The 26,439-nt window shown below is 68.7% G+C and carries 19 protein-coding genes and 1 tRNA gene; 10 read left to right on the forward strand and 10 right to left on the reverse strand.

Annotated features, from left to right (window positions below; translation table 11 throughout):
* Positions 1–2: 2 nt before the first annotated feature.
* A complete protein-coding gene (locus NR798_RS22855) occupies positions 3–524 on the forward strand; it encodes a gamma-glutamylcyclotransferase (protein WP_329728097.1) in 522 nt (173 codons plus the stop codon).
* A gap of 99 nt (positions 525–623) precedes the next feature.
* Positions 624–3,671, forward strand: a complete 3,048-nt coding sequence (locus tag NR798_RS22860; RefSeq protein WP_375773601.1) for a DUF3427 domain-containing protein — start codon at positions 624–626, stop codon at positions 3,669–3,671.
* Between the two features lie 35 nt (positions 3,672–3,706).
* Here the strand turns inward: NR798_RS22860 and NR798_RS22865 are convergent, their stop codons facing one another.
* The 5 genes from NR798_RS22865 to NR798_RS22885 form a co-directional block, all read right to left on the reverse strand.
* On the reverse strand, positions 3,707–4,096 hold the full coding sequence (locus NR798_RS22865) for a response regulator (protein ID WP_375773602.1): 390 nt from the start codon (positions 4,094–4,096) through the stop codon (positions 3,707–3,709).
* 42 nt (positions 4,097–4,138) lie between these two features.
* Positions 4,139–5,317 (reverse strand): tetratricopeptide repeat protein, encoded by a 1,179-nt coding sequence (locus NR798_RS22870; RefSeq protein ID WP_375773603.1) that lies wholly within the window; start codon positions 5,315–5,317, stop codon positions 4,139–4,141.
* A gap of 32 nt (positions 5,318–5,349) precedes the next feature.
* Positions 5,350–6,225, reverse strand: a complete 876-nt coding sequence (locus tag NR798_RS22875) for a transporter (RefSeq protein ID WP_375773604.1) — start codon at positions 6,223–6,225, stop codon at positions 5,350–5,352.
* 160 nt (positions 6,226–6,385) lie between these two features.
* On the reverse strand, positions 6,386–6,865 hold the full coding sequence (locus NR798_RS22880; protein ID WP_375773605.1) for an SRPBCC family protein: 480 nt from the start codon (positions 6,863–6,865) through the stop codon (positions 6,386–6,388).
* 84 nt (positions 6,866–6,949) lie between these two features.
* Positions 6,950–7,540 carry a hypothetical protein gene (locus NR798_RS22885; RefSeq protein WP_375773606.1) on the reverse strand — a complete coding sequence of 197 codons (591 nt, stop codon included), beginning with the start codon at positions 7,538–7,540 and terminating at the stop codon, positions 6,950–6,952.
* 98 nt (positions 7,541–7,638) lie between these two features.
* Between NR798_RS22885 and NR798_RS22890 the strand changes: the two genes are divergently transcribed.
* Positions 7,639–8,106 carry a tetratricopeptide repeat protein gene (locus tag NR798_RS22890; protein WP_375773607.1) on the forward strand — a complete coding sequence of 156 codons (468 nt, stop codon included), beginning with the start codon at positions 7,639–7,641 and terminating at the stop codon, positions 8,104–8,106.
* A 1-nt stretch (position 8,107) separates the two neighbouring features.
* Here the strand turns inward: NR798_RS22890 and NR798_RS22895 are convergent, their stop codons facing one another.
* Positions 8,108–9,799: a polysaccharide deacetylase family protein gene (locus tag NR798_RS22895; protein WP_375773608.1), complete on the reverse strand. Its 1,692-nt coding sequence runs from the start codon at positions 9,797–9,799 to the stop codon at positions 8,108–8,110.
* 171 nt (positions 9,800–9,970) lie between these two features.
* On the opposite strand from NR798_RS22895, the gene NR798_RS22900 reads away from it, so the two are divergent.
* The 3 genes from NR798_RS22900 (at position 9,971) to NR798_RS22910 (ending at position 12,704) form a co-directional block, all read left to right on the forward strand.
* Positions 9,971–10,432 carry a GNAT family N-acetyltransferase gene (locus NR798_RS22900; protein WP_375773609.1) on the forward strand — a complete coding sequence of 154 codons (462 nt, stop codon included), beginning with the start codon at positions 9,971–9,973 and terminating at the stop codon, positions 10,430–10,432.
* Positions 10,433–10,637: 205 nt separating this feature from the next.
* Complete coding sequence (locus NR798_RS22905; RefSeq protein ID WP_375773610.1) at positions 10,638–10,853, forward strand: hypothetical protein; 216 nt, start codon at positions 10,638–10,640, stop codon at positions 10,851–10,853.
* Positions 10,854–10,925: 72 nt separating this feature from the next.
* Positions 10,926–12,704 carry an arginine--tRNA ligase gene (locus NR798_RS22910; protein ID WP_375773611.1) on the forward strand — a complete coding sequence of 593 codons (1,779 nt, stop codon included), beginning with the start codon at positions 10,926–10,928 and terminating at the stop codon, positions 12,702–12,704.
* A 29-nt stretch (positions 12,705–12,733) separates the two neighbouring features.
* On the opposite strand, the gene NR798_RS22915 is transcribed toward NR798_RS22910, so the two are convergent.
* The 3 genes from NR798_RS22915 to NR798_RS22925 all read right to left on the reverse strand — a co-directional run bounded on the left by NR798_RS22915 (position 12,734) and on the right by NR798_RS22925 (position 19,568).
* Entirely contained in the window at positions 12,734–12,955 is a 222-nt protein-coding gene (locus NR798_RS22915; RefSeq protein ID WP_375773612.1) for a mersacidin/lichenicidin family type 2 lantibiotic, read from the reverse strand.
* A gap of 110 nt (positions 12,956–13,065) precedes the next feature.
* A complete protein-coding gene (locus tag NR798_RS22920) occupies positions 13,066–14,232 on the reverse strand; it encodes a cyclase family protein (protein ID WP_375773613.1) in 1,167 nt (388 codons plus the stop codon).
* A 41-nt stretch (positions 14,233–14,273) separates the two neighbouring features.
* Positions 14,274–19,568, reverse strand: a complete 5,295-nt coding sequence (locus tag NR798_RS22925) for an AAA family ATPase (RefSeq protein ID WP_375773614.1) — start codon at positions 19,566–19,568, stop codon at positions 14,274–14,276.
* Between the two features lie 199 nt (positions 19,569–19,767).
* Between NR798_RS22925 and NR798_RS22930 the strand changes: the two genes are divergently transcribed.
* The 4 genes from NR798_RS22930 to NR798_RS22945 all read left to right on the forward strand — a co-directional run bounded on the left by NR798_RS22930 (position 19,768) and on the right by NR798_RS22945 (position 24,775).
* Complete coding sequence (locus tag NR798_RS22930) at positions 19,768–21,213, forward strand: hypothetical protein (RefSeq protein ID WP_375773615.1); 1,446 nt, start codon at positions 19,768–19,770, stop codon at positions 21,211–21,213.
* Positions 21,214–21,378: 165 nt separating this feature from the next.
* The gene (locus NR798_RS22935) at positions 21,379–23,442 is read left to right on the forward strand and encodes a hypothetical protein (RefSeq protein ID WP_375773616.1); all 2,064 of its coding nucleotides are present in this window, start codon (positions 21,379–21,381) and stop codon (positions 23,440–23,442) included.
* 52 nt (positions 23,443–23,494) lie between these two features.
* Positions 23,495–24,703 carry a tetratricopeptide repeat protein gene (locus NR798_RS22940; protein WP_375773617.1) on the forward strand — a complete coding sequence of 403 codons (1,209 nt, stop codon included), beginning with the start codon at positions 23,495–23,497 and terminating at the stop codon, positions 24,701–24,703.
* A tRNA-Pro gene (locus NR798_RS22945) sits at positions 24,692–24,775 on the forward strand. Before NR798_RS22940 ends, NR798_RS22945 begins: the two co-directional genes overlap by 12 nt.
* 258 nt (positions 24,776–25,033) lie before the next feature.
* Here NR798_RS22945 and NR798_RS22950 read toward each other — a convergent pair.
* A complete protein-coding gene (locus NR798_RS22950; protein ID WP_375773618.1) occupies positions 25,034–26,272 on the reverse strand; it encodes an IS701 family transposase in 1,239 nt (412 codons plus the stop codon).
* Positions 26,273–26,439: the final 167 nt, after the last annotated feature.

Raw genomic sequence — 26,439 nt, forward strand, 5'->3', positions numbered from 1 at the left:
GGATGGACTCGCATTACGATCAGGTCATGAAGGCGCGGAGCACGGCGGATACGGCGGCCATGAAGCTGTACTTCGCCTATTCGACGATCCTGGACCGGGCGGCCTTCGAGGAGTGGAGGGCGCAGCACAGCTACGAGTTCTTCGAGCTGCCCGAGGGCAAGCTGGCCGAGGCGCTGGACGTGGATCTGGTGTACGACTTCCCCTCGAGGTGGTGGGGAGGGAGGGTGGCGGGGCTGACGGACGCGCCGGGCAAGAGCGTGTACGGGCGGCTGTTCGAGATTGGCGGGAAGGACTGGCCCATCATCCAGCACAAGGAGGGCGCGGTGACGAGCATGAGCGTGGAGCGGCTCGTGCGCGTCCGGGTGGAGGGCCAGGAACTGCAGGCCACGGCGTTCGTGACGTCGCCGCGCCGGGCGTCCACCGAGGGCCCCATCAGCCAGCGGTTCATCGATGCGCTGGTGCGCGGCGCGCAGAGCGCCGGACTGCCGGCGGAGTACATCGAGCGCCTGCGCCGCGGGGAGTAGGGGAGGGCGGAGCGAACTCGACAGGCGGAGCGCCAGCGAAGGCCTGCGGTGAGGTAACCTGGTCTCCGTCCTGCGTTCCGCCTCCTCACTGGTTCGAAAGTGTCCGACTCCTCGCGCGTCCTCCCTGAAGGCCTCTACGAACAGCTGATCACTTCCGCGCTCAGCGACGCACTCGCTCGCATCAAGGCCGCCGGACTCCACGCTGACATCGAGGAACTCGATGATTCACTGCTCGAGACGCTCCTCGCTCGGCACGTGGCTCGGGCGCTTCCCTCGGTCCTCCACTCCGCCTCGAACAAGGTCGACCTCGCCAACTCAATCCGCTCAACCATCGACTCCGATCCATCAGAGTTGGTCCTCGCTCCCGCCCAGATCCTTCGTTCCATCCGCCGTTCTCCCGATCCCCTCCTCACCACGAGCACTCCACTCTCGCTCAGTGCTTTGCTCACCGGAGCGGTCGACGAACCTCGGCTTGGGATCGAACTCGAGCGGGAGCTCGCCTCCTCCGACCATGTCGATGCGCTCGTCAGCTTCGTCACCTGGGAAGGCTGGCGTCGGCTCCAGCCGGCATTGAAGGCGCTCTCCTCTCGCGGTGGGCGGCTGCGGCTAATTACGACCACGTACACGGGCGCCACCGACGCGGAGGCGGTCGCAGCGATCTCCCGGCTGCCCGGCGCGGAGGTGCGACTGTCCTACGACGGTCGACGCAGCCGGCTTCACGCGAAGGCTTGGCTGTTCCGGCGGCACAGTGGCTTCTCCACGGCCTGGGTTGGCTCAGCGAACCTCTCTCGGGCGGCGCTCGGCGGCGGGCTCGAATGGACGGTGAAGGCGAGCGCGATCGACCTCCCCCATGTGGTGGAAAAATTCTCGGGGACGTTCGAGACGCTTTGGAACGATCCGGAGTTCGAAGTGTTCGATCCGGACCGCGATCGCTCCCGGCTCGATTCAGCACTGTCGAAGGAGCGCGGCGGCTCGGCGACCCCCGTATCCTCTCCCACGTTCTTCGCCAAGCTCCAGCCCTGGCCGTTCCAGGAGGAGATCCTCGATCGGCTCCGGATCGAGCGCGAGGTGCACGGGCGAAAGCGCAACCTGGTTGTCGCGGCGACGGGCACGGGGAAGACGCTCATCTCCGCGTTCGACTACCAGAGGCAGGTGCCTCCTTCGGGCATTCGGCCCCGGTTGCTTTTTGTCGCGCACCGGGACGAACTGCTTCAGCAGTCACTCGAGGCATTCCGGCACGTGCTCCGCGATGGCGCGTTCGGCGAGCGGCTCGGCGCTGGGTTCGAACCACACTCGCACGACCACCTCTTCACCACGGTGCAGAGCTTCGCTTCACGCGGACTGGCCGAGCGGTGCGGTCCCGACTTCTGGGACTACGTTGTTGTCGACGAGTGTCACCACTCGACCGCAGAGACGTACAGCGGGGTAGTAGAGCAACTGCGGCCGAAGCTTCTCGTCGGCCTCACCGCGACACCAGAGCGTGCCGACGGGCAGGACATCCTGCCGCACTTCTCGGGGCGGATCGCCGCCGAGATTCGGCTCTGGCACGCGCTTGACCGGCAACTCCTCGCGCCGTTTGACTACTACGGGCTTGCCGACGGCGTGGACCTGCGCGCAGTCGAGTGGAAGAGCGGGACGTATTCGGCTGCTGGGCTCGACAAGCTCTACACCGGCAACCACCGCCGCGTGGAACTGGTGCTCGAGCAATTCCGCCAGCACCGCGGCAACGTCGCTGAGGCGCGTGCGCTCGGGTTCTGCGCCAGCGTCGCCCACGCGGAGTTCATGGCCCGCGAGTTCTCCGCGCGCGGAATTCCCTCCGCGGTGGTGCACGGCGAGACTCCCGACGCCGAACGCCGCGCGATCCGCGGCCGGTTGGAACGCCGCGAGGTGAACGTCGTCTTCACCTGTGACCTCTACAACGAGGGCATCGACCTGCCGTTCGTTGACACGCTGTTGTTTCTTCGGCCAACGAGCAGCCCGACGGTGTTCCTCCAGCAACTCGGCCGCGGGTTGCGGCTCCACGACGAGAAGACCTCGTGCCTGGTGCTCGACTTCATCGGTCAGTCGCGCGCAGAGTTCCGCTTCGATAGGCTGCTCTCCGCGGTCACCGGCGTTCCGCGCGGAAAGCTCGCCGACGCGGTGATTCAGGAGTTCCCCACGCTCCCGAGCGGCTGCTCGCTCCGGCTCGACCGGGTCGCGCGCGACATCGTGCTCGGCAACGTTACCGCCACGCTTAAGGGCGGCAGTCGGACGCTCGCAAATGAACTCAAGGAGAGCGCTCGTCGCCACGGTAACGACGTCACGCTGGCAGCGTTTCTCGGGGACACGGGTCGCCCGCTGGCGGACGTCTACGACGCCGATGGGTTTACCTCGCTTCGTGTTGTCGCCGGGCTCGATCCCACTCCGCTGTCGAATGACGAGGCGATGGTCGCCCGTCGGCTGCGCCAGCTCCTTCACACCGACGATCCGGAACAACTGCGGCTGTTCGAGGAGCTGCGCAACGGCCTTGACCCGTCGACCGATCGCCGGGTGCTGATGCTCGGCTATCAGCTCTGGCACGACCTCAAGGACCGATTCGGCCCTGATGAGGTGGTGCGCCGGTTCTCGCGGATACCGAGGCTGAAGGCCGAGCTCGCCTCGCTCGCGCCGCTACTGCGGGAGCAGGTCGGGCTCGCCCCTTCGGCGGAGCTCCCTCCGGGGTGGACACTGCAACTGCATCGCAGCTACCAGCGCCGCGAGGTCTTCACTGCGACCGGTGTCTGGACGGCCGACTCAAAGCCATACAAAAACGAGGGTGTCATCCCGATCGGCGATGACGACGAACTGTTCCTCGTCACCCTCGTCAAGGACGAAAAGCGCTTCTCTCCGACGACGCGCTACCGCGATTACGCAATTAGCCGGACGCTCTTTCACTGGCAGAGCCAGGCGAAGACTCCGGAGGACAGTCCGGTGGGCCGCCGCTACCGCACGAACGGCGCACGCTTCTGGCTGTTCGTCCGCAAGACCGATGCCGACCCGTTCCGCTTTCTTGGCCGGGTCAGCTATGTGAGCCACGAGGGCTCGAAGCCGATGAGCATCACCTGGAAGCTCGATCATCCGATGCCGGCGGGCTTGTTTCAGCAGTATGCGTCGCTCGTCGCGGCGTAGCCCGGGCGGAGTTTTCGCGACGGTTCGTCCGAGAGCTAGGGTTTGACCTGTTTGATCAAGCGCTCCACGCGCTCGCGCAGCTCGCGCTCTTTGAAGGGCAGCATCATGTAGTCGTTGCATGCCCCGCATCGCACGGCCTCCTGCGCATCCTTTTCCGCGCCAAAGGACGTCATCACGAGGATTCGCAGATACGGAGCCAGGGCGACGGCGCGAGGGATGAGCTCGAGCGCGTTCATTGACTTCAGCCGTACCAGCATCAGGTCCACGCCCCTGGCGATCCCGGCCAGTGCCGTGTCATGGGTGTCGGCCTCGAAGACGGTGTAGCCCTCGGCGCGCAGCAGCAGACCGATTGTGGCGCGCGTGTTGCGCTGCGCATCCACCACCAGGACACGGCCACGGGAGGTTGGCGGGGGCGAGGCGTTCATGGACTCGGCCACAGTTGAGCCGGAGGCAGGGGAGGGGAGCGCTCAGGCCACCTGCTTCAGCAGCCGCTCCGCCTGCTCACGCACGCTCGGATCCGTACTCTTCTGGGCCTTGCGCGCGTGCTGGGCCGCCGCTGCCTTGTCCGTCTTCGCCAGGGCCAGCGCCATGTTCAGGTTCGCCCCCGGCTCGTCCGGGTGGACCACCAGCACCTTCGCCAGTAGCTCCTTCGCCCTGGCCGCCGTCTCCGGCTTCTCCAGGTAGTGCACCGCCAGCTCGTTCACCGGCCCCGGCTCCGTCGGCGCTCGCGCCACCGCCTCCTCCAGCAGCGTGCGCGCCTGCGCCACGTCCTTGTCCTCACCTAGCTGCAGCGCCCGCGCCAGCCCCAGCCGCGCCTCCCACGAGTCCGGTGCCAGCCCCAGCGTCTCCCGGAAGAGCCGCCGCGCGTCCTCCACCTTGCCGCTCGTCAGCATCACCAGGCCCTGCAGGTACGGCCCGTTCGGGTTCTTCGGCTCCAGCTGCCGCAGCTCGAGCGCCGAGGGCAGCGCCGCCTTCGGGTTGTTCGTGAAGATGCAGAGCTTGATGAACTCCTCGTGCAGGTCCGCGTTGCGCGGCGCGCGCTGGAGCGCCTTCTTCAACGCCAGCTGGGCCTTGCCGATCTGCCCCTGCTGCACCAGCACCTTCGCGGCCAGCGACAACGGCAGCGACTCGCGGGGCGCCAGCGTGGCGGCGTACTTGAAGCACTTGAGCGCCTGCTCCAGCTGCCCCTGGCGCCATACCGCGACCCCCAGGTACGTGGTCGCGTGCGGGTTCTTCGGCTCCTCCTTCAGGGCCTGCACGAAGGCCTGTGCCGCTTCCTCCTCCTTGCCCGGAAGGCTCAGCAGCGCGTAGCCCAGGTTGTAGAACTCGGTGAAGCCCGCCTTGGGGCTCTTGGCGAGCGCGCGCAGCTCGTTCAGCGCGCCCTCGTCCTTCTCCCGCTCCACCTTCAGCCGCGCCAGGAAGCCGAGCGCCTCCGGGTGCTGGGGGTGGACGGCCAGCAGCCGCTCCAGCAGCGGCCGGGCCTCGTCCGGGTGGTGCTGCGCGAGGTGCAGCCGCGCCAAGCCCAGCAAGGCCATCGCGTCCCGCGGATCCTTCGCCAGCACTGCCTCGAACTCACGGGCTGCTTCCTTCAGCAGCCCCATCGTCATCAGCTTGAGACCTTCTTTGGCGCTGCGCGCGGTGGCCATGCCTGGAGGATGCTACCAAGCGCCCGGCCGAATCAATTCCAGGGCGTCAGGTCGATGTCCGGGATGATGTCGTCGATGAAGTCCTTCACGTCCTCGAACCGGTCACCCGCCCAGTCGGCCACGTCCTCCAGCTTGTCGCCGGCCCACTCCACGCCCTCCTCGGCCAGGCCGCCCAGCACCTCGCCCAGGAAGCGCGCCGTGTTGCCGCCGTTGATGTTGCCGCTGACGTCCACGCCGAAGCCGGCGCCCACCGACGCCTCCGCGCCTACGTCGAAGGACAGGCCCTCGCCCGTCAGCTCGATGTTGGCGTGCGCATCCCCGCTCACACCCGCCGTGGCGCTCAGCTCCACGCTGCCCGAGGCCAGCTCACGGCCATCGTGCTTCACCGTCACCCCGCCCGTCAGCGCGCCCCGCGCACCCGCGAAGCCCTCGGCCCCCGCCTGGATGGACACGTTGCCGTCGGTGCCGATGTGGATGTCCAGGTTCAGCTTGCCGTCGGCACCCACCACGCCCTCGGCGCTCAGGTCCACGGTGATTTCAATCTGCTCGCCCGCCACCTCCACCTGGAACGTCTTGGTGGCGCTGGCTCCCGCCTCCACCGCCGTGGCGCTCACGTCCACCGACAGGTTCACGTCGATGCCGCCCGGGCCCACCTTGGCCTCGGCGTTGCCGTCCACCTTCAGGCTCGGTCCGTTGACGTGCGCCTCGCCCTGCACGCCGCCGGGCAGCGTGCCCTGGGTGCTCGCCTCGAACGCCGAGCCCGAGTCATAGCCGACCTGCCCGTTGGCGCGCGTGGCGTTGACCTCGCCGGAGGTGGTGACGCGGCTCGGCGGCTGGGTCGCGGCGGGCGTCTGCGCGGGCTGGGTGCGCGGAGTGGTCTGGGAGCGGGAGACGTTCAGGCCGGACATGGGGGACCTCGGCGGATTTCGAAAATGAGTGCGGGTACAGCGACACCCTTATTCTCCGAGAATCCCGCCAGAAGTTTCCTGTCTCGTGAGTCGGGGCCCCCACAAACGCCTTTTCAGGGAGCCCCGGCGCGTCAAGTGCCCGGAAACACAGGGCTTTGTGTCACGCGTGCTCGATACCCTTCGGATAACGATCGGCGACGAGGTTCAGCTGGATGCCGTGCTCGAGCCAGGCCTTCGCCCCGGCCAGCGTCAGCGAGAAGCCCTGCGTGGAGTCCGCCACCTGGAGTGCGAGTGCATCGCCATCGCCCTGGTAGCCGGATTCCGTGATGCTCACGTAGGTGCCATCCGCATGGGGCTTGAACGTCCACTCCACGGTGGACGTCCCTTTTTGCCCGGGCCACTCGATGACGAGGCGCGAGTGAGGCTCGACGACCTTGGCGGTCACCGGCACGGAGATGCCGTACATCTCCCACGCCCACTCGACCTGTTTGCCGGCTTCGAGCCGCCCTGATCCCTTGGTGAACCAGAACCGGGTGGTGATCTCCGGGTTCACGAATGCTTCGAATACATCGGCCGGCGGACGGCGGATGAGCATTCCCGTCGTCATCACCGGCACACGGCTCAGTTGCAGGTTGTCCATGCGGCCCAGTGTGCCCCAACACGCGGCGGGCGGGAGCCGCGAGATGAATCGGACGAGGGCCCTCGACGCTTCACCCGCGGGACGTCACGGAGGGCCGTAGCCCTGGCGGCGCGAGTTCAGCTCCACCGCGGTGGCGTAGATCTGCGCCCAGGCCCGGTACTTGATGCGGCTGCCCAGGCCCTTCTGATCATTGGCGAAGTGGAAGAGGTCCTCGCGGAAGAGGGCGTCGGCGGCCTTGCGCGCCTCGGGGGCGAGTGGCGTGCCCTTCTTCGCGTAGTAGCGGAGCAGATCGTAGCCGTAGTCGTGCGTCTTGGCCGCGGGATCGAACTCCTTGTCCGGGCCAATCTTCCCCGGAGCGGAGGCGTCGCCGTGCGGGTCCTGCATCCGCTGGCCGTGCTTCGTCTGGATGGCGTAGGGCTTGTAGCCCATGACCTGCTCGAAGTCGGCCGGGGGCGGGCGGGCACCGGTGAGGTACTCCCGCATCAGCGTGCCATGGTTGCCCGCGGGCGCGGCTCCCACCTTCGCCGTGCGCTGCAGCGCGGTGGCCGCGCCGCTGAACGTGTCCTGCGCGGCGGGACGCGTCTGGGCGGCGGCGGTGGACGGCGCCTCGGCCGACGTCTCCGGAGTGGAGTTGACCGGGCGGCGAGGCGAGACTGGGGAGTTGCGGACGATCATGGGAACCTGGGGGAAAGCTTCCTCTCGAATTATCGGAGGCTGTCGTCCGGGAGTTGCGTACGTGTGACTGACGCGCCGCGTGGTGCGGGGAGACCTCAGTGGGAACGGACCTTTATCGCGATGGGATGGCCCGGCTGGAAGCGGGAGACGTGAAGGAGGGGCGCCGGCTGCTGGAGGAGGCGCTGCACCAGGCCCCTGGGGACGTGAGGGCGATGCACGGGCTGGCGCTCGCGCTGGACCTCGCGGGAGAGCGCGCCCGGGCGCTGGAGCTGCTGGAGTTCGCGCATGCCCGCGCGCCGTCCGAGCCGGGACCGGCCTGCGACCTGGCCATGTCACTGCTGGAGCGGGGCGAGGACGCACGGGCGGAGCGGGTGCTGGCGCCCGTGCTGGAGGCTCATCCAGGCCACCCCCGCGCGAACCTCTACGGGGCCATGGCCCTGGCGAAGACGGACCCGGCCCGCGCACGCGCTCACGTGGCGAAGGTGCTGGGGGACCCGGACCCGGAGCTGCGGCGGGAGGCCGAGGCCCTGGAGCGCGTGCTGGCGGAGCACGCGCCCCCCGCCTGACTCAGGGGATCAGCTGCAGGTCGTCGATGTAGAGCGTGCCCTGGTCGACGCCCGACTGGTCCTGGATGTAGACCTCGCGCAGCGTACCGCCGCTCACCCCGAGCGTGCTGAACGGGACGGAGATCTGCTGCCACGTGCCCGGCTGGATGGCGTGGCCCAGCGCCTGGTCCAGGCGGATCTCCCCGAGGAAGCTCGAGCCGTCGCTGAGGATGATTCGCGCGATCTGCCCGCCCGAGGTGCCACCGTGCACCCAGAGCGAGAGGGTCTTGTAGCGGCTCAGGTCCACGCCCGCGCTGGTGTGGAAGTAGAGGGACGACCAGCTGTCCAGCTCGACGGAGAGGGCGGCCGTGCCCGCGTGGACGATGCCGCTCGAGTAAAGGTTGTGCGTGGCCCAGCTCCAGTCATCGAAGCCGGCGCCAAGGCCATCCGCGTAGAGGGAGAACGCGGGCGGCGGCGGGGGCGGCGGGGCCGTGCCGGACTTCACCAGCCGGATGTCGTCGAAGTAGACGGTGGCCTGGTCCGCGCCCGAGGCGTCCTGGAGGTAGATGTCGCGCACGGTGCCGGTGGACAGGCCCACGGTGCTCAGCGGAACGATGACCTGCTGCCACGTGCCCGCCAGGATGGGGTGGCCCAGCACCGCGTCCAGCCGCACCGCGCCGAGCAGCTGCGAGCCGTCGTAGAACGCCAGCCGCACGCCCTGGCCACCCGTGGTGCCGCCGTGCACCCACAGCTCGAGCGCCGAGAACTGGTTCGCGGCGAGCCCCGTGTTGTGGTGCAGGAAGAGGGCGTTCCAGCCATCGAGCTCGGCGGAGATGGACGTCAGGCCGCTGTGCACCACGGTGCGGTTGCTGAGGCTGTGCGTGGCATAGCTCCAGTCCGCGAAGCCATCGCCCGTGGCGTCGTCATAGACGATCGCGTTGCCGGAGGTGTCTCCCGTCAGTCCGTCCATCAGCGCCACGCCCTGCGCGACGGTGACGGGCTGGAGGTTCTTCGTCTGGAGGTAGTCGAGGATGGCCTCGAAGTTGGCCTGGTTGATCTCCGTCGACTGGGTGGGCGTGCCGGCCACGAACTGGTGGAAGGTGAGGATGAGCCAGCTGCCATCGGCGGCGGCGCTGTCGATCCACCCGCGCACGGTGTCCACCGTGACGGCGCTGTTCACGTCGTAGGCGCGCAGCTGGAAGATGTTCGAGTCCTTGAAGTTCTGCCCGCCGTTCACCGTGCGGTGGCTGCCGTAGTACTTCTGCACGGTGGTCAGCACGCTCGCGTTGTAGGCGCCGTAGGGCGAGGCGAACGAGGGCACCGCCGTCAGGCCGAACTGCGTCTTCAGCCATGCCTGCGAGTCGCGCAGCTCGGTCTCCACCTCCGTGGCGGACAGGGTGGTGAGATCCCGGTGCATCATCGTGTGAGCGCCGATCTCGTTGCCCTCGGCGATGATCGTCTGCACCTGCGGCACCGTCATGTAGCCGGTCCACCCGTTGCGGATGCCCTCGGTGACCAGGAAGTAGGTGGCCGGGATGCCGCGCGCGTTGAGCGCCGGGCGCGCGCCCGTGAACTGCGACGGCCAGCCGTCATCCAGCGTGATGCTCACCATGCCCCGCTGGAACGGCGTCGAGGCCCTCGCGGACCCCGCTCCCACCAGCAATGCCACCACGAGCCCGCACAGCACTCGATGCAACCCAGTCAATCCGCTCATCTGCAACCTCATGTGATGGACCCCCCTCGTCCGAACGGCGGCCATCATAGGGAAAACGATGGAAAAGCAATGAATACCGCTATCTCTTGAGTTTTCCGAGTGGGGTTGGATCAGCGATGGGGCTGGTATGGCTGGGACTGGTGGAAACCGCGTAGGCCGTAGGGGACCGAGATGCAACTGAAGAGACTGAAGGATGGCGACCGGGAGCAGGCGAGGGTGCTGTTTACCTTGATGGCGAAGGTCTTCGAGGAAGGCAGCGCGGAGCTGAGTGATGGCTATATCGACCGGCTCCTCGGCCGGGAGGAGTTCTGGGCGATTGCCGCGTTCGCCGACAATGAGATCGTCGGGGGACTCACCGCGCATACCTTGCCCATGACGCGAACGCAGTCTTTCGAGATCTTCATCTACGACATCGCCGTGCGAAGCGATCATCAGCGAAAAGGCATTGGCCGCCGGCTGATGGAGGAGCTTCGGGCCCAGGCGGATGCCATCGGAATCCAGGACATGTTCGTCCCCGCTGATGCCGAGGATCTCCACGCGCTCGACTTCTACCGCGCCCTCGGCGGGGAGGCCGCCCCCGTGACGATCTTCACTTTCTCGGGCGCTTCCGAGCAGTCGCTGTCGGACGCGTGATTCGACGGCCTGAGCGCACCGCCACCCACCTTGGAGGAAGGTGTTTTCCCAGGGCCCCGGGACATGGGGAAAACATTGCTCAGCGTGAGGACCCGCCTGCCCATCCGGCGGGTGCTCATGACCGCCATCCAGCATGGCGGGCAGGGCCGGCTGGCATCGCCTTCGCAGCGTCTCCACGCTCGACCTTGTCGGCGGAGGGCAGGCGATGGTGAAGAAGAAGACTCCGGTGCGGAGGCGGAAGGCTCGGGGCGCGGTGATGGTGGCCGGGGCCCTGGCGCTCATCGGGGCGGCCGTCGAGGTCGCCTCGGGCGGCGTGACGGTCGCCGAGCGCATGCTCGCGCTCGTGGTGAAGGCGAGGCAGGCGCTGGCTCAGCCCGCCCATGCCGCCGAGCCCACGCTCTGTGAGCTCCCCAAGAAGTAGCCGCGTGAAGGCCGTGCCGGATCCGCATACAGTGCGCGGCCCTCGCGGCTGTGACTGGAGAAGGACGTATCCATGCGGCAGAAGGTCTTCACTCTCATCGATGAAACGCTCGCGGCGCTGAAGGCGTCCGGCACCCTCAAGCTGGAGCAGGTGCCGGGCTACGCCGTGGAGCCCCCGAAGAATCCGGCCCACGGCGACTGGGCCGTGAACGTGGCCATGATGCTCACCAAGCCGGAGGGCAAGCCGCCCCGTGACATCGCGAACGCCATCGTGAAGGGGTTGGTGGACTCGGCGGGCATCGTCGCCAGGGTCGAGGTGGCGGGGCCGGGCTTCCTGAACTTCACGCTGAAGCCCCAGGTCATCCTGGAGGTGGCGCGCGAGGTGCTGCTGGCCGGGGACTCATTCGGCCGGCGCGCGCCGAAGTCGACGGGCAAGCGGGTGATGGTGGAGTTCGTCTCGGCGAACCCGACGGGGCCGGTGCACATCGGACATGCGCGCGGGGCCTTCATGGGCGACGCGGTGTCCCGGCTGCTGGAGGCGGCCGGGCACGAGGTCACGCGCGAGTTCTACATCAACGACTACGGCAAGCAGGTGGAGACGCTCGGCCGGACGGTGCACAAGCGCTACCGGCAGCTCTTCGGGGAGCAGGTGGAGCTGATCGAGGGCGAGTACCCGGCCGAGTACGTCATCGACATCGCGAAGACGTGGAAGGACGAGGTGGGCGAGCGGTACCTCCGGGCGCCCGAGTCCGAGTGGCTGCCCGAGGCGACCGCGGTGGCCATCCGCGAGAACCTGAAGGCCATCAAGGTCAGCCTGGAGAAGGCCAACATCCGGCATGACGTGTTCTACAGCGAGGCCTCGCTGCACGCGGCCGGCAAGGTGAAGGCCGTCGCCGGGCAGTACAAGGCGCGCGGGGCGACGTACGAGGCCGCGGAGGCCCGGCGCGAGGGCGAGAAGGTCCGCAGCGAGGACAGCAAGGCGGCCCAGTACGCCGAGCGGCAGCGCGGCGGCACCTTCCTGATGACGAGCCAGCACGGGGATGACGAGGATCGCGTCATCCTCCGGCACGACGGGACGCCGGTGTACCTGACGGCGGACCTCGCCTACCACCAGGAGAAGTACGAGCGCGGCTTCGATCGCATCATCGACGTGCTCGGGGCGGACCACGCCGGGCACACCCCGCGCATCAAGGCGGGGATGATCCTGCTCGGGATGGAGCCGAAGAAGCTCGAGTTCCTGCTGGTGCAGATCGTGCGCATCACCCGGGGCGGCGAGGAGGTGAAGGTCAGCAAGCGCAAGGGCACGGTGTTCGAGCTGGAGGACCTCATCGACGAGGCCGGGCCGGACGTGTGCCGCTTCCTCTTCCTGATGAAGACGGCGAACGCGCGCTTCGACTTCGACCTGGACAAGGTGAAGGAGCAGTCGAAGGAGAACCCCGTCTTCTACTTCCAGTATGGGCACGCGCGGTGCGCGAACATCCTGAAGAAGGCGGTGGAGAAGGGGCAGCCGTTCATCGGGCTGGAGGGGCTGACGGAGGCGCACCTCGCGCGGCTGACGCTGCCCGAGGAGCTGGCGATGCTCAAGAAGACGAGCCAGCTGCCGGACGTGGTGGCGAGCGCCGCCGAGCGCCTGGAGCCGCACCATGTGCTGTACTTCTGCCAGGAGCTGATCACCGACTTCCACAGCTACTACACGCGCTACAAGTCGGACCCCATCATCAGCGGAGACCTGGAGAAGACCCAGGGCCGCCTGGCGCTGGTGGCGGCGCTGAAGCAGACGCTGCGGAGCGCGTTCGCGCTGCTGGGCATCCATGCCCCCGACTACATGGAGGCCCCGCCCGAGGAGGAGTGAGGTGGGCACACTCCTCCCCGGCCGCGGGTTCAGTCACACAGGTCGCGACACCGCCAGAGGAACCATGTGGCACAGATGGGCGGTGAGGTGTTCAGGGGCCTCCCGCCGGTGGCGATGTCCAACTCGGTCTCGCCGAGCTCGCTCAGGGCCTTGCCAGAGGGGTTGTCGGGCAAGGCCTCGCGCTGCTCGGGGGCGAGGCTCTCGCGGTACCGAGGGTTCTTCCACGCGCGGACGATCATCTCCTTGTTCATGTGCTCCTCCGTTGGGGGCCTGAGTCATTCAGGCATGACCCATCCAGATGGAGTGCATTGCCCTCATCTGTGAGCAGGGCGGGGTGAGCGTCCACGCGCTTGGGGAGGCCTCATCCCCGGGGAGGACCGTACGCGACGGGCCGGATCGGCGAGCCCGAGCCTCCGCGCTCCCGGAGGGGTAGGACGAGCGTGCAGGAGAGCCAGGTCTTGTCCTGGGACATCGCCTTCAGGCGCATGTTCTCCATGAGGTGGATGCCCGCCTGGCTCAGGAGGTAGTGGTGGGCATAGAAGGGGAGCCCCGGCGGGGTGTTCGCCGGAGGCGGCGACTGGCCCTGCAGCTGGCCCGGGTTGACCGCATCGATGAAGGGCACGTCGAGGCCGACCGCGACGATGGCCTTGCGGGCGAGCAGCTGCACCGCGTCCGGGGCGAGCCCGGGCCCCTGCGCGTAGTACGCCCCCGTCACATCCGGGTCCTGCCAGAGCTCCTGCCAGCCGGTGTAGATGTAGACCACGTCACCCGGGAGGATGCCGCGCCAGCCCAGTCCCTGCGCCTGGATCATTCCGTGGATGTCAGCCGCGGTGATCTGCTGGCCTCCGGCGAGCCGGTTCCCACCGCCCACGTACGTCCGCGCATCCAGCAGCACGGCGGTGGTGACGATCGGCGGGATGTTCTCGACGCCCAGCTTGCGCAGCGGAGCGTCGGGGGCCGGCTTCACCTGGGCCTGGGTGAAGCCGTTGTAATAGACCGCGTTCTGCGAGGGCTGGGGTCCCGTCGCGGGATCCCACGGCTGGGGCAGGACCCCGAAGTGTCCCAGCGCGTCGATCTGCGTTCCCTGGCCTCCGGGCTCTCCGCAGATCGTCTCGCCGTTGACCGCATGCCGGGAGAACGGCGGGCCAAACGTCGGCACATAGTCGTACTCGAGCGGCGTGGCGAACGGCGACATCGGCATGGTCTCCGAGCGCACGTACGACAGCTCGTACTCCCGGGACGCCGGATGCAGCATGTAGGCCGCGCAGCGCATGCGCGTGGCAACCCCCTGGGTGTTGCCCATTCCGCGCTCGTCACCCGCGGGCCACGGCGGCACAGGCGTCGTATTCAGCAGCGAGTCATCCAGGAGCAACGGATCATTCACCCGCGGATCCTTCAGCAGCGGCTCCGTCGTCAGGGGCTTCTCGAGTTGCCCCTGGAACTCCTGCTGCGACGGCGGGGCTGAAGACTCGCAGGCGCCCAGGGCACCCGCGGCGAGCACGGCCGCGACCACATTCATGTGTCTCATGTTGTTTTCTCCTCCCGCTGAGCAGGGTAGGAGAAAGCACTTCAGCCGTCGAGGTAGGGCAGTTCGAGCGTGGCGGTGGCTCCCTGTCCTGGCCCCGCGCTCTCCAACCTCAACTGCCCTCCCATCAACCGTGCCGCGAGCGCACTGGAGTGCAGCCCGATTCCGTGTCCGCCCTTGCGCGTGGTGAACCCATGGTTGAACAGGCGCCGGGAGACTTCGGGCGTGAGGCCCTGGCCATTGTCCCGCACCTCGAAACGGATCCACTGTCCCTCCCGGTGCAAGCGCAGCCACAACGTGCGCTGCCCGGGCGCGGTCTCCTCCAGCGCCTGCCGGGCGTTGCTCAACAGGTTGAGGAGGATCTGCAGCAGCCGGTGCCTGTCCAGCTTCACCCGGGGGAGGGGCTCCAGCTCCTTCTCCACCCGCACGCCCGCCTGGCGCAGGGCTCCGCCTTGCAGGCGCAGCGCCTCCTCCAGCACCTCGGACAATTCGCACTCCTCCACCAGCAGCGAGGACGTGGCGTAGGTCTGCTGCAACTGGATGATGGTGCGCACGCGCTCCACGTTCCTGCCCAGCGTCCCCAAGCCCTGCCGCAAGGCCTCCCGCTCCTGCATCAGCTCGGCCGCGAGGCTCGGCATGTAGGTGAACAGCTGCTGGCCCCGTTCGTCGTGGTTGACGAAGTCCGCGAGGTGGGGCCGGTGCTCGGCCAGGAGCTTGAAGACCTTGTCGACACGGTCCACGCGCGAGGCTTCCACCGCCCGCTGCATCTGCTCGGTGTCCACCACGATGCTGGTGAGGGTGTTGCCCACGTCGTGCAACACATTGGAGGCCACCTCGGCCATGCCCACCGAGCGGGCCGTCTCCACCAGGCGCGCCTGGGCCTGCTTCAGCTCGCGCGTGCGCTCCTCCACGCGCTGCTCCAACTCCTCGTTGGCCCGGCGCAGGGCCGCCTCGGCCTGCTGGACCTCGGCGTAGAGCCTCGCGTTCTCCACGGAGATGGCCGCCTGGGAGGCCAGGTGTTGCAGCACGGTGATGCGGCTGGGCCTGAAGGCCCCGGTGGTGAGGGCATTCTCCAGGTACAACAGCCCGTAGAAACGCTCCTGGCGTTGCAAGGGCAGACACAGCACGGTGCGCGCCTGGCTCCGCGAGAAGAAGGCGTCCGAGGAGAAGGGGTGGGGCACGGAGGTGTCGTTGATGAGGACATGCTCGCCCGCCCGCCGCACGTAGGAGAGCAGGCTCCACGGCAGCGCCCGCTCCGCCGCCTCTGGCGAGATGGGCTCCCCCGCGCCGCGAGCGGTGTCCATCAGGGCCTCCACCTTCAGCGCCCCGCCGTGCAGCAGCAGCAGGGCGCCTCGCTGGGCACCGGCGTTCTCCAGCGCCACCCGCATGAGGGTGGCCACCAGCTTCCCCAGGTTCATCTCACTGGAGATGGCCTGCTGGCTCTTCACGACGCTGAGCGCGTCCAGCTGGCCGGAGTCCGATTCATAGCTGGTGGAGTCCTCGTGGCTGGCGGTGGGGCCGCTCAGCAGGGACCACTGCCGGTCCATCTGCCGCGCCTTGCCCTCGGCGCCCCACTGGGCATAGGCCTCGCGCGCCCTGCGGGCATAGAAGAGGGCCAGCCCGTCCAGCTTCCGCTCCTCCCAGTAGCGCGCGGCCAGCTCGCTCGCCTGCGCGAGGTGGTGCACCAGGCCCTGCTCGCGAGCCGCTCGAATGGCCTCCTCGTACACCGCCGGGGCCGTGTCCGCTCTCCCGAGGAGGCGCTCCAGCTCCGCCGCCACCATCCGCTCGGGCGCGCGGAACGTCTCCGGGCAGTGGCTGGCCCACTCCGCCAGCTGCTGGTGGTGCGCCTGGAGCTCCTTCAAGTCCTCCTGTTGGCGCTCCGCCGGGGCCTGCCGGTAGCACGCCGCCAGCACCAGCGCCCGGCAGAGGTGGTACTCGAGCTGCTGGATGCGCCCGAAGATGGACCAGCTCATGGCCCTGGCCTCTTCCACGGCCTGGCGGGCCTCCTCGTAGGCGCCGCTCATGAAGCGCGAGTGGGCCTTGAGCGTCGCGTACCAGAAGCGCAGCGTGGGCATGCGGCCGCCCAACTGGGCCTCGAAGGCCTTCTCGTCGAAGCCCTCCATGCTCATGGACTCGAACGACGCGGTGCGCCCCCGCAGCTGCTGCACGAAGGCGTGGGAGACCCGGATCATGTCCTCCGGCTGCGGGTAGCCCACCTTGTGCGCGAAGTCCGTGCGCGCGACCATCTCCCGGGCCACCTCGGACAGCTCCGTGCCCGCGAGCAGCTGCACCGTCGTGATGAAGAGGCAGCAATAGCAGGCCACCTGGTAGTCACCCGACTGGACCGTCTGCTGGAAGGCGCCGTGGTACAGCTCCATCGCGGCGGGGATGGGCTTCACCCAGAGGCTCACGTGCGCCAGGGTGAAGAGCGTCCGGCCCCGGTACGCCGCGCCGTCCGGACTCTCGATGAGCTCGCAGGCCAGCCTGCCGAAGGCATAGCCCCGGTGGTAGTCCTTGAAGTGGCTGGCGATCACCGTGCCGTACCACGCATAGCCCGGTGCGGCCGCGGCGGTGTACCCGTGGCGGAGGGTCAGCTCCACCGTCCGGCACAGGTGCAGGGCCAGGAGCTTCTCGTCCGAGAAGAAGGCCGGCCACGTCAGCGCCGCCAGCAGCCCCATGACGGTCTTCATGTCCGGGTCCGTCATGGGTGGCAGCTCGCGCAGGCTCTCGATGGGGCGGTCGCCCAGGAGTGCCTCCGCCTCCCGGTGGGCGGCGATCACCTGCTCCCAGGTGGGCTTGGGCGGAATGCTCACACCGAAGCGCTCCAGGCACTCCAGCAGGCAGGCCGCCGCGGCGGCTCCCTGGTTGCGCGTGAGGAGGATGCCGCTCTTGAGCTGGTAGGCGGCCGCCAGCTCCTGGTGCGTGGTGGCCCTCGGGAGCAGCTCCTCCACGAGCCGGCTGGCCTCGGCGCCATGGCCGCTCACCAGCTCGCAGCTGGCCTGCTGCAGGCGCAGCGAGAAGGCCAATCCGGGCTGCGTCTCCCAGGGGTCGCCGGGCAGCAGCGAGAAGGCCATGGTGAAGTAGCCAATGGCCGAGCGGTAGGCCACCGAGGCCTTGGCCCGGAAGCCCGCCTCGGCGTTGAGCTGTGCCAGCCGGGAGCGCTCCTCCGCGTCGGAGATCAACTCCGCGCCCGCATTGAGCTGGCCTACCACGTCGAACAGGCGCTCGCGCAGCTCCTCGGGCGACAGGCGCGTCCACAGCCTTCGGCCAATCTCCAGGTGGGCCGCCTTGCGCTCCTCCTCGGCGATGAGGGCATAGGCGGCCTGGTGGATGCGATCGTGCGGGAAGCGGTAGTGCTGGGCGCCCGTCTCCACCAGCAGCCCTTCCTGGAGCGCCGGTTCGAGCCCACGCTCCACCTCGGGGGCCTCCTGGCGGGAGAGCAGGGCCACCGTCTCCAGTGCGAAGGCGTCTCCCACGCACGCGGCCAGGCGCAGCAGTTGCTGGGTGGGCAAGGGGAGCTGCCGCAGCCGGGCGGCCATGAACTCCACCACGTTGTCCGAGTAGCCCCGGGCCCGGACGGCCTGCTCCTCCCAGCGCCACGCACCGTCGGCCCCACGTGACACGAGGCCATCGGTGTAGAGCGTCTGGAGCAGCTGGAGGAGGAAGAAGGGGTTGCCTCCCGTCTTCTCCTGCACCAGCTCCGACAGCGGCACCACGAGCCCGTCCGCGGCGCCCGGCAGGGCATCCGCCACCAGCTGCCGCGTCTGCTCGGGGGACAGCGGCCCCAGGTGCAGGTCCACCAGCCGCCCCGCCGCCTTGCGCACCTCCGCCAGCGCCATCGCCAGCGGGTGCGAGGCGCTCACCTCGTTGTCCCGGTAGGCGCCCAGCAGCAGCAGGGGAGGGGTGTCGGGGTGGAGCGTGAGGTACTTCAGCAGCTGGAGGCTGGCGAAGTCCGCCCACTGGAGATCGTCCAGGAAGAGCACCAGCGGCCGCTCGGCGGTGGCGAACACCGCGAGGAAGCGCTGGAAGAGGCGGTTGAAGCGGTTCTGCGCGTCGGCCGGTGGCAGCTCCGGCACGGGGGGCTGCGTGCCCACCACCTGCTCCAGCTGGGGCACCAGCGCCGTCAACACCTGGCCGAGGCCCTCGAAGGCCTCCAGCAGGCGCTGGCGCCAGGCGGCCACCTCCTCATCGCTCCCGGCCAACACCTGCTGCACGAGCGCCCGCAGGGCCTGGGCCAGCGTGGCGTAGGGCACGTCCCGCTGCAGCGGGTTGAACTTGCCGCTGAGGAAGAAGCCGCGGCGGCGCAGCAGCGGCTTGTGCAGCTCGTGGACGACGGAGGACTTGCCGATGCCCGAGTAGCCCCGCACCAGCACCCACTCGGTCCTCCCGCTGCTTGCCATCCGCTCGAAGGACTCCAGCAGCGTCTGCCGCTCGGCGTCCCGGCCGTAGAGGCTCTGGGGCGCCTGGAAGCGGGCGGGGAAGTCCCTCAGCCCCAGGGGGAACTCTTCCGGCGCGCCCCGTTGCAGCCCCTCCGCGTACCGCTCGAGGTCCGCCTTCAGCCCCTCCGCGCTCTGGTAGCGCTCCTCGGCGGACTTGCCCAGCAGCTTGAGCACCACCGCCGACAGCAGCGGCGGCACCGAGGGCACCCGCTGGCTCGGGGGCACCGGCGCCTGTGCCACGTGCGCATGCACCCACTCCAGGGCGTCCCGCCCGCGGAAGGGCAGCTCCCCGGTGAGCAGTTGGTAGAACACCACCCCCAGCGAATAGAAGTCGGTGCGGTAGTCCACCGCCCGGTTCATCCGCCCGGACTGCTCCGGGGACATGTATGGCAGCGTCCCCTCGATGAGCGAGGCCGCCGCGGCCTCCACGTGCTCCAATTGCCGCAAGGTGGCCAGGCCGAAATCGATGAGCCACACCCGTCCCCCCTCCGAGCGCAGGAGGTTGGCGGGCTTGATGTCCTTGTGGATGACGCCGCGCCGGTGCACCTCCGCCAGCGTGGCGGCCAGGGGAATCGCGATGGACAGGAAGCGCGAGGGCTCGAAGGGCTGGCCCACCTGCTCCGAGAGGGCCTTGCCTCCCACGTCCTCCAGCACCAGGACGGGCCGCTCCGTGTGCACCTCCAGGCCATGGACGGTGAGCACCCCGGCCGTGCCTCGCAGGCGCTGCAGCAGGGTGTACTCGCGCTGGTAGCGGGCGCGCTCGCGAGGACCGGGGTGGTGTGTGCGCGGCGTCTTGAGGATGACCGGCACCTGGTCCGTCTCACGCACCGCATGGAACAGCAGGTTGTTGTTCGTCGTCTGGAACAGACCACGAAGTGCGTACCCCGGAAGTTCCATCATCCTCGACCCCCTAAGCCGGCCACCAAACGAAGGAATATAGGAGTTTTCTGTTTAGAGCGGACGGCACGGAGCGGCGGAGGCGCGTCTGTACTCGTTGTGAAATTGATTTTATTTTTTTCTGAGACAGCGAACCGCTTTCGATGCTCTTTTAGAAAGGAGGGATTAACCCGTAATCCCCCTCTTTCCAAGGAGTCCGTGCATGCACTCGAAGGTGCGGTCGACGGTCATGACGATGATGCTGGGAGTCTCACTGGCGGGAGGCGCCGCGGTGGCGGAGCCCGCGACGGAGGCGCCGCGGGGTTCCCAGCCGGCGAGCGCCAACGCGCTGCGTTGGACCGAGGACTTCGCCACCGGAGAGGGCTCGGGTGAACTGGTGCGCACCCGGGAGGGGCTGGTGTACGAGCCCTACAACGTCATGCGCCGGCCCGAGGGGCTGCGCACCCTCACGGGCCTCTACACCTTCCCGGCCCGGAAGCTGGAGCAGCCGGTGGACACCGTGCGGCCGCTGCTCCAGGCGAAGAGCGCCCTGGGGATGAGCGTCGAGGTGGATGTCCGCGTGCGCTCGGCGAGCGGCGGCTGGAGCGAGTGGAGCATCTCCAGCGCGGGCGAGGCCGTGCGCCTTCCCTGGGCCGGCTCCGAGGTGCAGGTGCGGCTGGCGCTCGTGGCGGACGAGCAGGGCCGCGGTCCCGTGGTGCACGACGTGAAGCTGGAGGGCTCGCTGGAGGGCGGCACCGTCTCCCAGGAGGCCGCGACCCTGACGCCGCTGACCTACCGCATCTACGCCACGCGCGAGGGCCTGGTGGGCGGCACGACGGCCAACGGCCACGTCATCAAGAGCTATGACCGCTTCGTGGCGCTGCCCTCGCGCCGGGCGCTCGCGACCAACGGTGGCACCGAGTACCAGGTGAAGGTGTGCTACCCGGTGACGGGCAAGTGCACGACCACGTCCGTCTGGGACGTGGGCCCGTGGAACACGAAGGATGACTACTGGAATGCCTCCAGCGTCCGCGAGATGTGGAAGGACCTGCCGCAGGGCAAGCCCGAGGCCCAGGCCGCGTACCAGGACGGCTACAACGGCGGGTACGATCAGTTCGGCCGCCGGCCGGCCAATCCCGCGGGCATCGACATCGCGGATGGGACGTTCTGGACGGACCTGGGGCTGAGCAACAACGACTGGGTCAACGTGACGTACCTGTGGACGACGGGCGGCTCCACCCCGACCACGGGGCTGATCATCGACAACAACAACGCCGCCAACGACACCACCAAGGGCTACGTGTCGATCTCGGCGAACTGGACGGCGACGACCTCGACGGCGGGCTACTACGGGACGAACTACCAGTACGCCCCGACGGCGGCGATCTCCGACGCGGCGGTCTTCTACTTCTACCTGCCGGCGGCGGCGACCAAGACGATCGACGCCCGGTGGACCGCGGGCACCAACCGCTCGGCGGCCGCGCCCTTCATCATCACCAACGCCAGCGGCACCAACCTGGCCACGGTGTACAAGAACCAGCAGACGGGCGGTGGCGCCTGGAACACGCTCGGCACGTGGAGCTTCCCGGCCGGCTGGAACAAGGTGCAGCTGAGCCGCTGGGCCACCGAGGGCTTCGTCGTCGTCGCCGACGCCATCCAGGTGCGCTGACGCGGCGGGGTGGGGCACGGCGGCTGGCCGTGCCTCACCGTCCCGCTTCGCCGAGCAGCTTGTCGCTGAAGAATCGTACAGCGACCCTGGACTCCCTGGATCTCCCGGTTCTACGCTGAAACCCAGGAGAGCTGGCCGACACCCTGGAGGCCAGAGGGGAGCCCTATGAATCGCAGACTCGCGAGGAGCGTGCCGCTCACCGTGCTGGTGGTGGGACTCGGCGCCGGGAGCGCCAGCGCGCACTACAACCCGTCCACGGCGACGTATGACCCCAACCCGGCCCCGACGCTGCTGTCGACGGTGTCCGGGTGTGACGACTGCTCGGAGGTGGTGAACCTGCCGTTCGCCTTTCCCTTCTATGGGAAGACCTTCACGCAGGTGACCGTCTCGAGCAACGGCTACCTGGTGCTCGGCAGCACCACCGCCAGCGGCATCAGCAACCCGCAGCTCTCGTGGTCGGGCTCCACCGCCGCGCCCGCGGGGATGATCGCCCCCATGTGGGACGACTGGAACCCGGGGGCGGGCGGTGACGTGTACGCGGGGTGGGTGGGCTCGGCCTACGTGCTGGAGTGGCGCAACCTCTACCATTACGGGCAGTCCGCCGCGGGCGGCTACACCTTCAAGGTGAAGCTCTTCAGCGACGGCGCCTTCGAGTTCCACTACGGCACCGTCACCGGAGGCTACGGCGCGGGCGCGGACAACGGCCTCTCGGCCACCGCCGGCTTCCAGGAGGGGCAGAACACCGTCGCCCAGCCGGTGAGCTACAACCAGGCGGCCCTCGCCAGCTTCTCCGCCCGGCGCTTCACCCGCCCGGGCGCAGCGGCCCTCTTCATCAACATCCGCGATGGCCTCTTCAGCCAGCCGCGCCCCGAGCTGAGCTACTCGCTCGACTACACGTGCGGCACCCTCAACACCTCCACCACCGCCATCAGCACCGGCTCCACCGCCAACGACGGCTGGGTCCGCGCGGCGGGGGCCTGCTCCGCGGCGCCCACCCTCCGGGGCACGCGCTTCAACGGTGACATCTCGGGCTACAGCGTCTCCACCTATCCGCTCGCGGGCGGAGAGACGGTGGTCACCAGCGGCACCTACGTCTTCCTCAAGCGCTCGGACGTGACGCCCCGGCAGACGCGGCAGAGCGCCTTCACTGTCACCTATGGCGGCACCACGCCCTACCGCGCCGTGCTCGACTACTGGCAGAGCGGCGCGCTCGACAAGCCGCTGCTCATCGTCACCGGGTTCGATCCGCTCAACACGGACTCCACCGCCAACTACCTGATGCTGATGGGAGACCTCGTGCGCACGCTGAACGCCGAGGGCTACGACGTCATCATCGGCAAGCACGGAGACGGCAACCAGCGGCTCGGCTGGTTCCGGGGCGAGGTGGCCGCGTGGGTGGACGACATCCTCGGCCGCATGCCCGTGGGCAGCAAGGTGCAGGTGGCCGGCATCAGCCAGGGCGGCGTCGTGCTGCGCGACACCCTGCACAACAACACCAACGGCATCCAGGGCAAGGTGAAGGCCTGGTACTCCATCGACTCGCCGCAGCTGGGCGCCAACCTGGGCCGCTCCTACCGCGGCGTCCAGACGCTCCTGCTGTGCCACCAGCCCGAGACGCACGCCGGCCGGCGCAGGCTCACCTCTCCGCCCGCCTACGACTTGTCCTACAACATGGCCACCACGTGCTCCTGCGACAACGAGCCGGAGAACTCCACGTGCAACAGCACCAGCAGCTACCATGATCTGTATTACGGGAGCATGGGCTGGCCCACCTCGGCCATTCCCCGCTACGCGCTGGCCTTCGGCGACGCCAACCCCACCAACGGCTATACGAAGATGGGCAGCGACTCGCGCCTGTATGACTTCACCTATACGGGGTGGTTCTGCTCGGAGGACCGCGATTGGGAGCCGGGCCAGCGCGACTGCGTGGCGGGCTCGCGCACCATCACCGCCGCCGACGTCAACACGGACGAGGGCGCCTCGGTGTGCGGCACCTTCCGGCTGCGCCTCCAGTTCGAGCCGGCCTTCATCAACGCCGACTCGGCCCTGGCGGTGACGGGCAACGCGCTCAGCACGGAAACGGCCAGCCCGGGCTGCGGGGTCAACTACAGCTCGCTCGCTCCCACGCAGTGGAAGGACTGGGCGTCCAATGACTACAACGAGAAGCATGAGGTGCTCACCTCGGCGCTCGCCAACAGGATGCTCACCTGGTTGAGGGCGGAGCAGTGAGCCGGACCGGAGCCCGGGCAGCGTGCGCCCGGGCGTCCGGGAAGGAGCGAGCATGAAGTCAGCGGACAATCAGCATCCGGGGCGGGCCCGGTGGGTGGCAGTGGGCCTGGGGCTCGCCGCGGTGCTGGGCGGAGGCATCGCCGTGTGGAGCGGGGCAGGGGAGCGGCCCGTGAGGGAGCAGGCCCCGGCGGGAGCCACGCCCCGCGCCGGGGTGGAGCCGGCGTCGGCTTCAGGCACGGCCTCGGCCCCCCTGCGCATCGTCCGCCTCACCGCGTCGCCGCACGACGTGCCGGTGGGCGGGCGGGTGGTGCTGGGGTGCGAGGTGGAGGGAGGCTCGGGAGAGGCCAGCGCGCGGCGCTACACCTGGGTGGCGGCGCGGGGGCGCCTGGAGCAGGAGAACGGGCCGGCGACGGCCTGGGTGGCGCCGAAGACGCCGGGCCTCCACCAGGTGGGCGTGCTCGTGGAGGAGGGCGGCTCCCAGGTGAAGCAGACGGTGATGCTCCACGTCCACGTGCCTACGCCCGAGGATCTGCTCGCGCTCATGAAGGACAGCGACTGGAAGCAGGCGCGGGAGCAGACGCAGGCACAGCGGGAGGCGGCGGAGGCGAAGCTCGCGGCACTGAGCGAGGTGGTGGCGAAGCGGGAGACACGGGAGGACCGGCTGCGGGCGTACTACGCGCTCGCGGACCTGGCCGCGCTGCAGCTCGACGAGGGCCGCTACGAGGAGGCGCTGCGCTCCTACGAGGAGCTGCTGGGCAGCCACCTGGAGACGGACCCGAAGCGCAAGCCGTTCCTCGCGGGCAAGGCCAGCGCCCTGTTCGCGCTGGGGCGGGAGGACGAGGCCCTGCGGGTGTATGCGCAGGCCGGGGACGACAACCTCGCCATGTCCCACTACTACGCGGGTCTGTTGCTGGAGGCGCGAGGCCAGCTGCCCGAGGCGCTCCAGGCTTACGGAAAGGCCGCCGAGGCCAACCGCTGGTTCGCGGATCCGCTGCTGCGCCAGGCGGAGCTGATGCTGCGGCAGGGACGGCCCGCCCCGGAGGTGGTGGAACTGCTCGTCACGGCCTCGCCGCGCTTCGGGCGGGAGTTGCTGCTCGAGCGGCTGGCCACGGATCCGCAGTTCGCCGCGCTGAACCAGGCGCTCGGGGCGAGCGGCCGGGCCGGGGAGCTCGAGGAGCGCCGGCCCATCGAGACCCGCCTGCCCGAGCCGCCCAAGCCGCCCGAGCCCGGAAGGTCGGCGGTGATCATCCGGGAGGAGTGAGGAGAGGACGGGGGAGCGCGTCCTTGGTTCGGGACCAAGGGGTCGCAGGTTCAAATCCTGTCTCCCCGACCATCAGAAGGGCGCGGAATCCTAGGAGAAATCCTCGGGTCCGCGCCCTTCGTCTTTTCGGGTCCTGGAGGCCAGCAGCAAACTAGCAGCAAGCGGAGGGGGCTTGTTCTCGGCGGACACCGGGACGCTCGGATTCGACGGGCGCTCCTAGTACTACCTGGTCAGATGCGAGAAGGGCCGAGAGGAGGGGCGCGACTGTCGACGTGACGCAGGCAGAGCGGACAGTGGCCGATGCGCTGCAGCAGCAGGTGCTGTAGACGTCTACGCACCTGCGGCAGCGTCCAAGGCGTCGTCCTCAGGGGGAAAAAGCGCTCGTCGCAGCACGAGGAAGCCGTGAGCGACAGCGCAGAGCGTGGCGTGATGGTGGAAGCCGCGCCAGGAGCGGCCTTCGAAGTGGTCCAGGCCTACCTCCTGTTTCATCTCCTGGTAGTCGCGCTCCACCCTCCAGCGCAGCTTCCACAGGCGCACCATTTTCTCGAGCGCGGTGTCCGCTGGCAGTGAGCACAGAGCGTATTTGGTGGGCGCCTCTTCCTTCTTGGGCCACTCCACCAGCAGCCACTCTTGCTGGCCCGGTGCCACGCCATGGACATGCCGGGCCGCCGAGCGCACCCGCACCGCGGCGAAGCGCGAGGACTGCCGACCCCGGCTGCCTTCTCGCCAGTGCACCGTGTGCCACTCTTCCTCGGGCAGTTGCAGGGCCAGTTGGGCGTGGCTCCAAGGCTCCACGCCCTGCGCCGTATAGCGCGTGCTCGGACGCCCGCGCCGTCCTGCGACTCTCGGAGGTTGCTGGGGCCGTGCACCCGGTGGCCACACCTTGTGGTTGCTCTGCACTCCCACCAGGTACTGCAGTCCTCGCTGCTGGAGGGCTTCGCGAAACTCCCGGGCATCTCCGTATCCCGCGTCCGCCAGCACCACGTGGCGCCGCACACCCCAGGCCAGGGCTTCGTCCAGCTGGCTCAGCGCTATTTCCCATTTGCGCTCGAAGTGCACCTGCTCGGGCACACCCGTCGCGGCGCGACGCTGGCCGTCGCTGGCCCACTCCTCGTTCAGGTACAGCCTCATGCCGATGCAGCCGCTGCCCTTGTCTCCGGCCAGATGCAGGCTCACCGCCACCTGACAGTTGTCCGTGCGGCCCAGGGTGCCCGAGTACTGGCGCGCCACGCCCACCGAGTGCTCTCCCTTCTTCGGGAAGCCCGTGTCATCAATCACGAAGGCCTCGACTCCGGGCAGCTCTCCTTCCAGTTTCCGGGCCAATCGCCGCCGCACCTCGCTGTCGCTCCAGTCCGCGCGAGCGACGCACTGCCGCAGTCGCTGGCGCATCGCCTCTACCTGGGCCTCGTCTTCCACCAGCCGCGCCGCCATCGGCTCCACGCTCTTGCGCTCTCCGTCCAGCAGCAGGCCCGTCAGGTACAACTCCAGCGCTTCTCTCCTCTCGCTGCGACCCAGCCCTTCCACCATCGACTCCAGGTACTCGCTCAATTCCCGGTCGAGCTGCCTCATTTCTCTCCGCGTCATCTACTTGAAAACACGGGCCCTTCGACGTTACTTCCCAAGTCACCGAGTAGTACTAGGCCAAGGAGTTGCGTGTGATGCTGCGGCTCATTGAGAGATGCTCCCGATTTCGTTCTGTCAGCCCTCCCGAGGCAGCGGCGAAGGCGGAAGCCGTC

The organism is Archangium gephyra (genome assembly GCF_042230915.1).
GTDB lineage: Bacteria > Myxococcota > Myxococcia > Myxococcales > Myxococcaceae > Archangium > Archangium gephyra_B.

Bases quoted from the DNA above. Each gene is read 5' to 3' on its own strand.
- NR798_RS22935 (WP_375773616.1), top strand. From the start codon at position 21,379: ATGAATCGCAGACTCGCGAGGAGCGTGCCGCTCACCGTGCTGGTGGTG.
- NR798_RS22905 (WP_375773610.1), top strand. From the start codon at position 10,638: ATGGTGAAGAAGAAGACTCCGGTGCGGAGGCGGAAGGCTCGGGGCGCG.
- NR798_RS22870 (WP_375773603.1), bottom strand. From the start codon at position 5,317: ATGGCCACCGCGCGCAGCGCCAAAGAAGGTCTCAAGCTGATGACGATG.
- NR798_RS22920 (WP_375773613.1), bottom strand. From the start codon at position 14,232: ATGAGACACATGAATGTGGTCGCGGCCGTGCTCGCCGCGGGTGCCCTG.
- NR798_RS22885 (WP_375773606.1), bottom strand. From the start codon at position 7,540: ATGATCGTCCGCAACTCCCCAGTCTCGCCTCGCCGCCCGGTCAACTCC.
- NR798_RS22950 (WP_375773618.1), bottom strand. From the start codon at position 26,272: ATGAGGCAGCTCGACCGGGAATTGAGCGAGTACCTGGAGTCGATGGTG.
- NR798_RS22900 (WP_375773609.1), top strand. From the start codon at position 9,971: ATGCAACTGAAGAGACTGAAGGATGGCGACCGGGAGCAGGCGAGGGTG.
- NR798_RS22930 (WP_375773615.1), top strand. From the start codon at position 19,768: ATGCACTCGAAGGTGCGGTCGACGGTCATGACGATGATGCTGGGAGTC.
- NR798_RS22940 (WP_375773617.1), top strand. From the start codon at position 23,495: ATGAAGTCAGCGGACAATCAGCATCCGGGGCGGGCCCGGTGGGTGGCA.
- NR798_RS22880 (WP_375773605.1), bottom strand. From the start codon at position 6,865: ATGGACAACCTGCAACTGAGCCGTGTGCCGGTGATGACGACGGGAATG.
- NR798_RS22895 (WP_375773608.1), bottom strand. From the start codon at position 9,799: ATGAGCGGATTGACTGGGTTGCATCGAGTGCTGTGCGGGCTCGTGGTG.
- NR798_RS22925 (WP_375773614.1), bottom strand. From the start codon at position 19,568: ATGATGGAACTTCCGGGGTACGCACTTCGTGGTCTGTTCCAGACGACG.
- NR798_RS22910 (WP_375773611.1), top strand. From the start codon at position 10,926: ATGCGGCAGAAGGTCTTCACTCTCATCGATGAAACGCTCGCGGCGCTG.
- NR798_RS22875 (WP_375773604.1), bottom strand. From the start codon at position 6,225: ATGTCCGGCCTGAACGTCTCCCGCTCCCAGACCACTCCGCGCACCCAG.
- NR798_RS22915 (WP_375773612.1), bottom strand. From the start codon at position 12,955: ATGAACAAGGAGATGATCGTCCGCGCGTGGAAGAACCCTCGGTACCGC.
- NR798_RS22865 (WP_375773602.1), bottom strand. From the start codon at position 4,096: ATGAACGCCTCGCCCCCGCCAACCTCCCGTGGCCGTGTCCTGGTGGTG.
- NR798_RS22855 (WP_329728097.1), top strand. From the start codon at position 3: ATGGACTCGCATTACGATCAGGTCATGAAGGCGCGGAGCACGGCGGAT.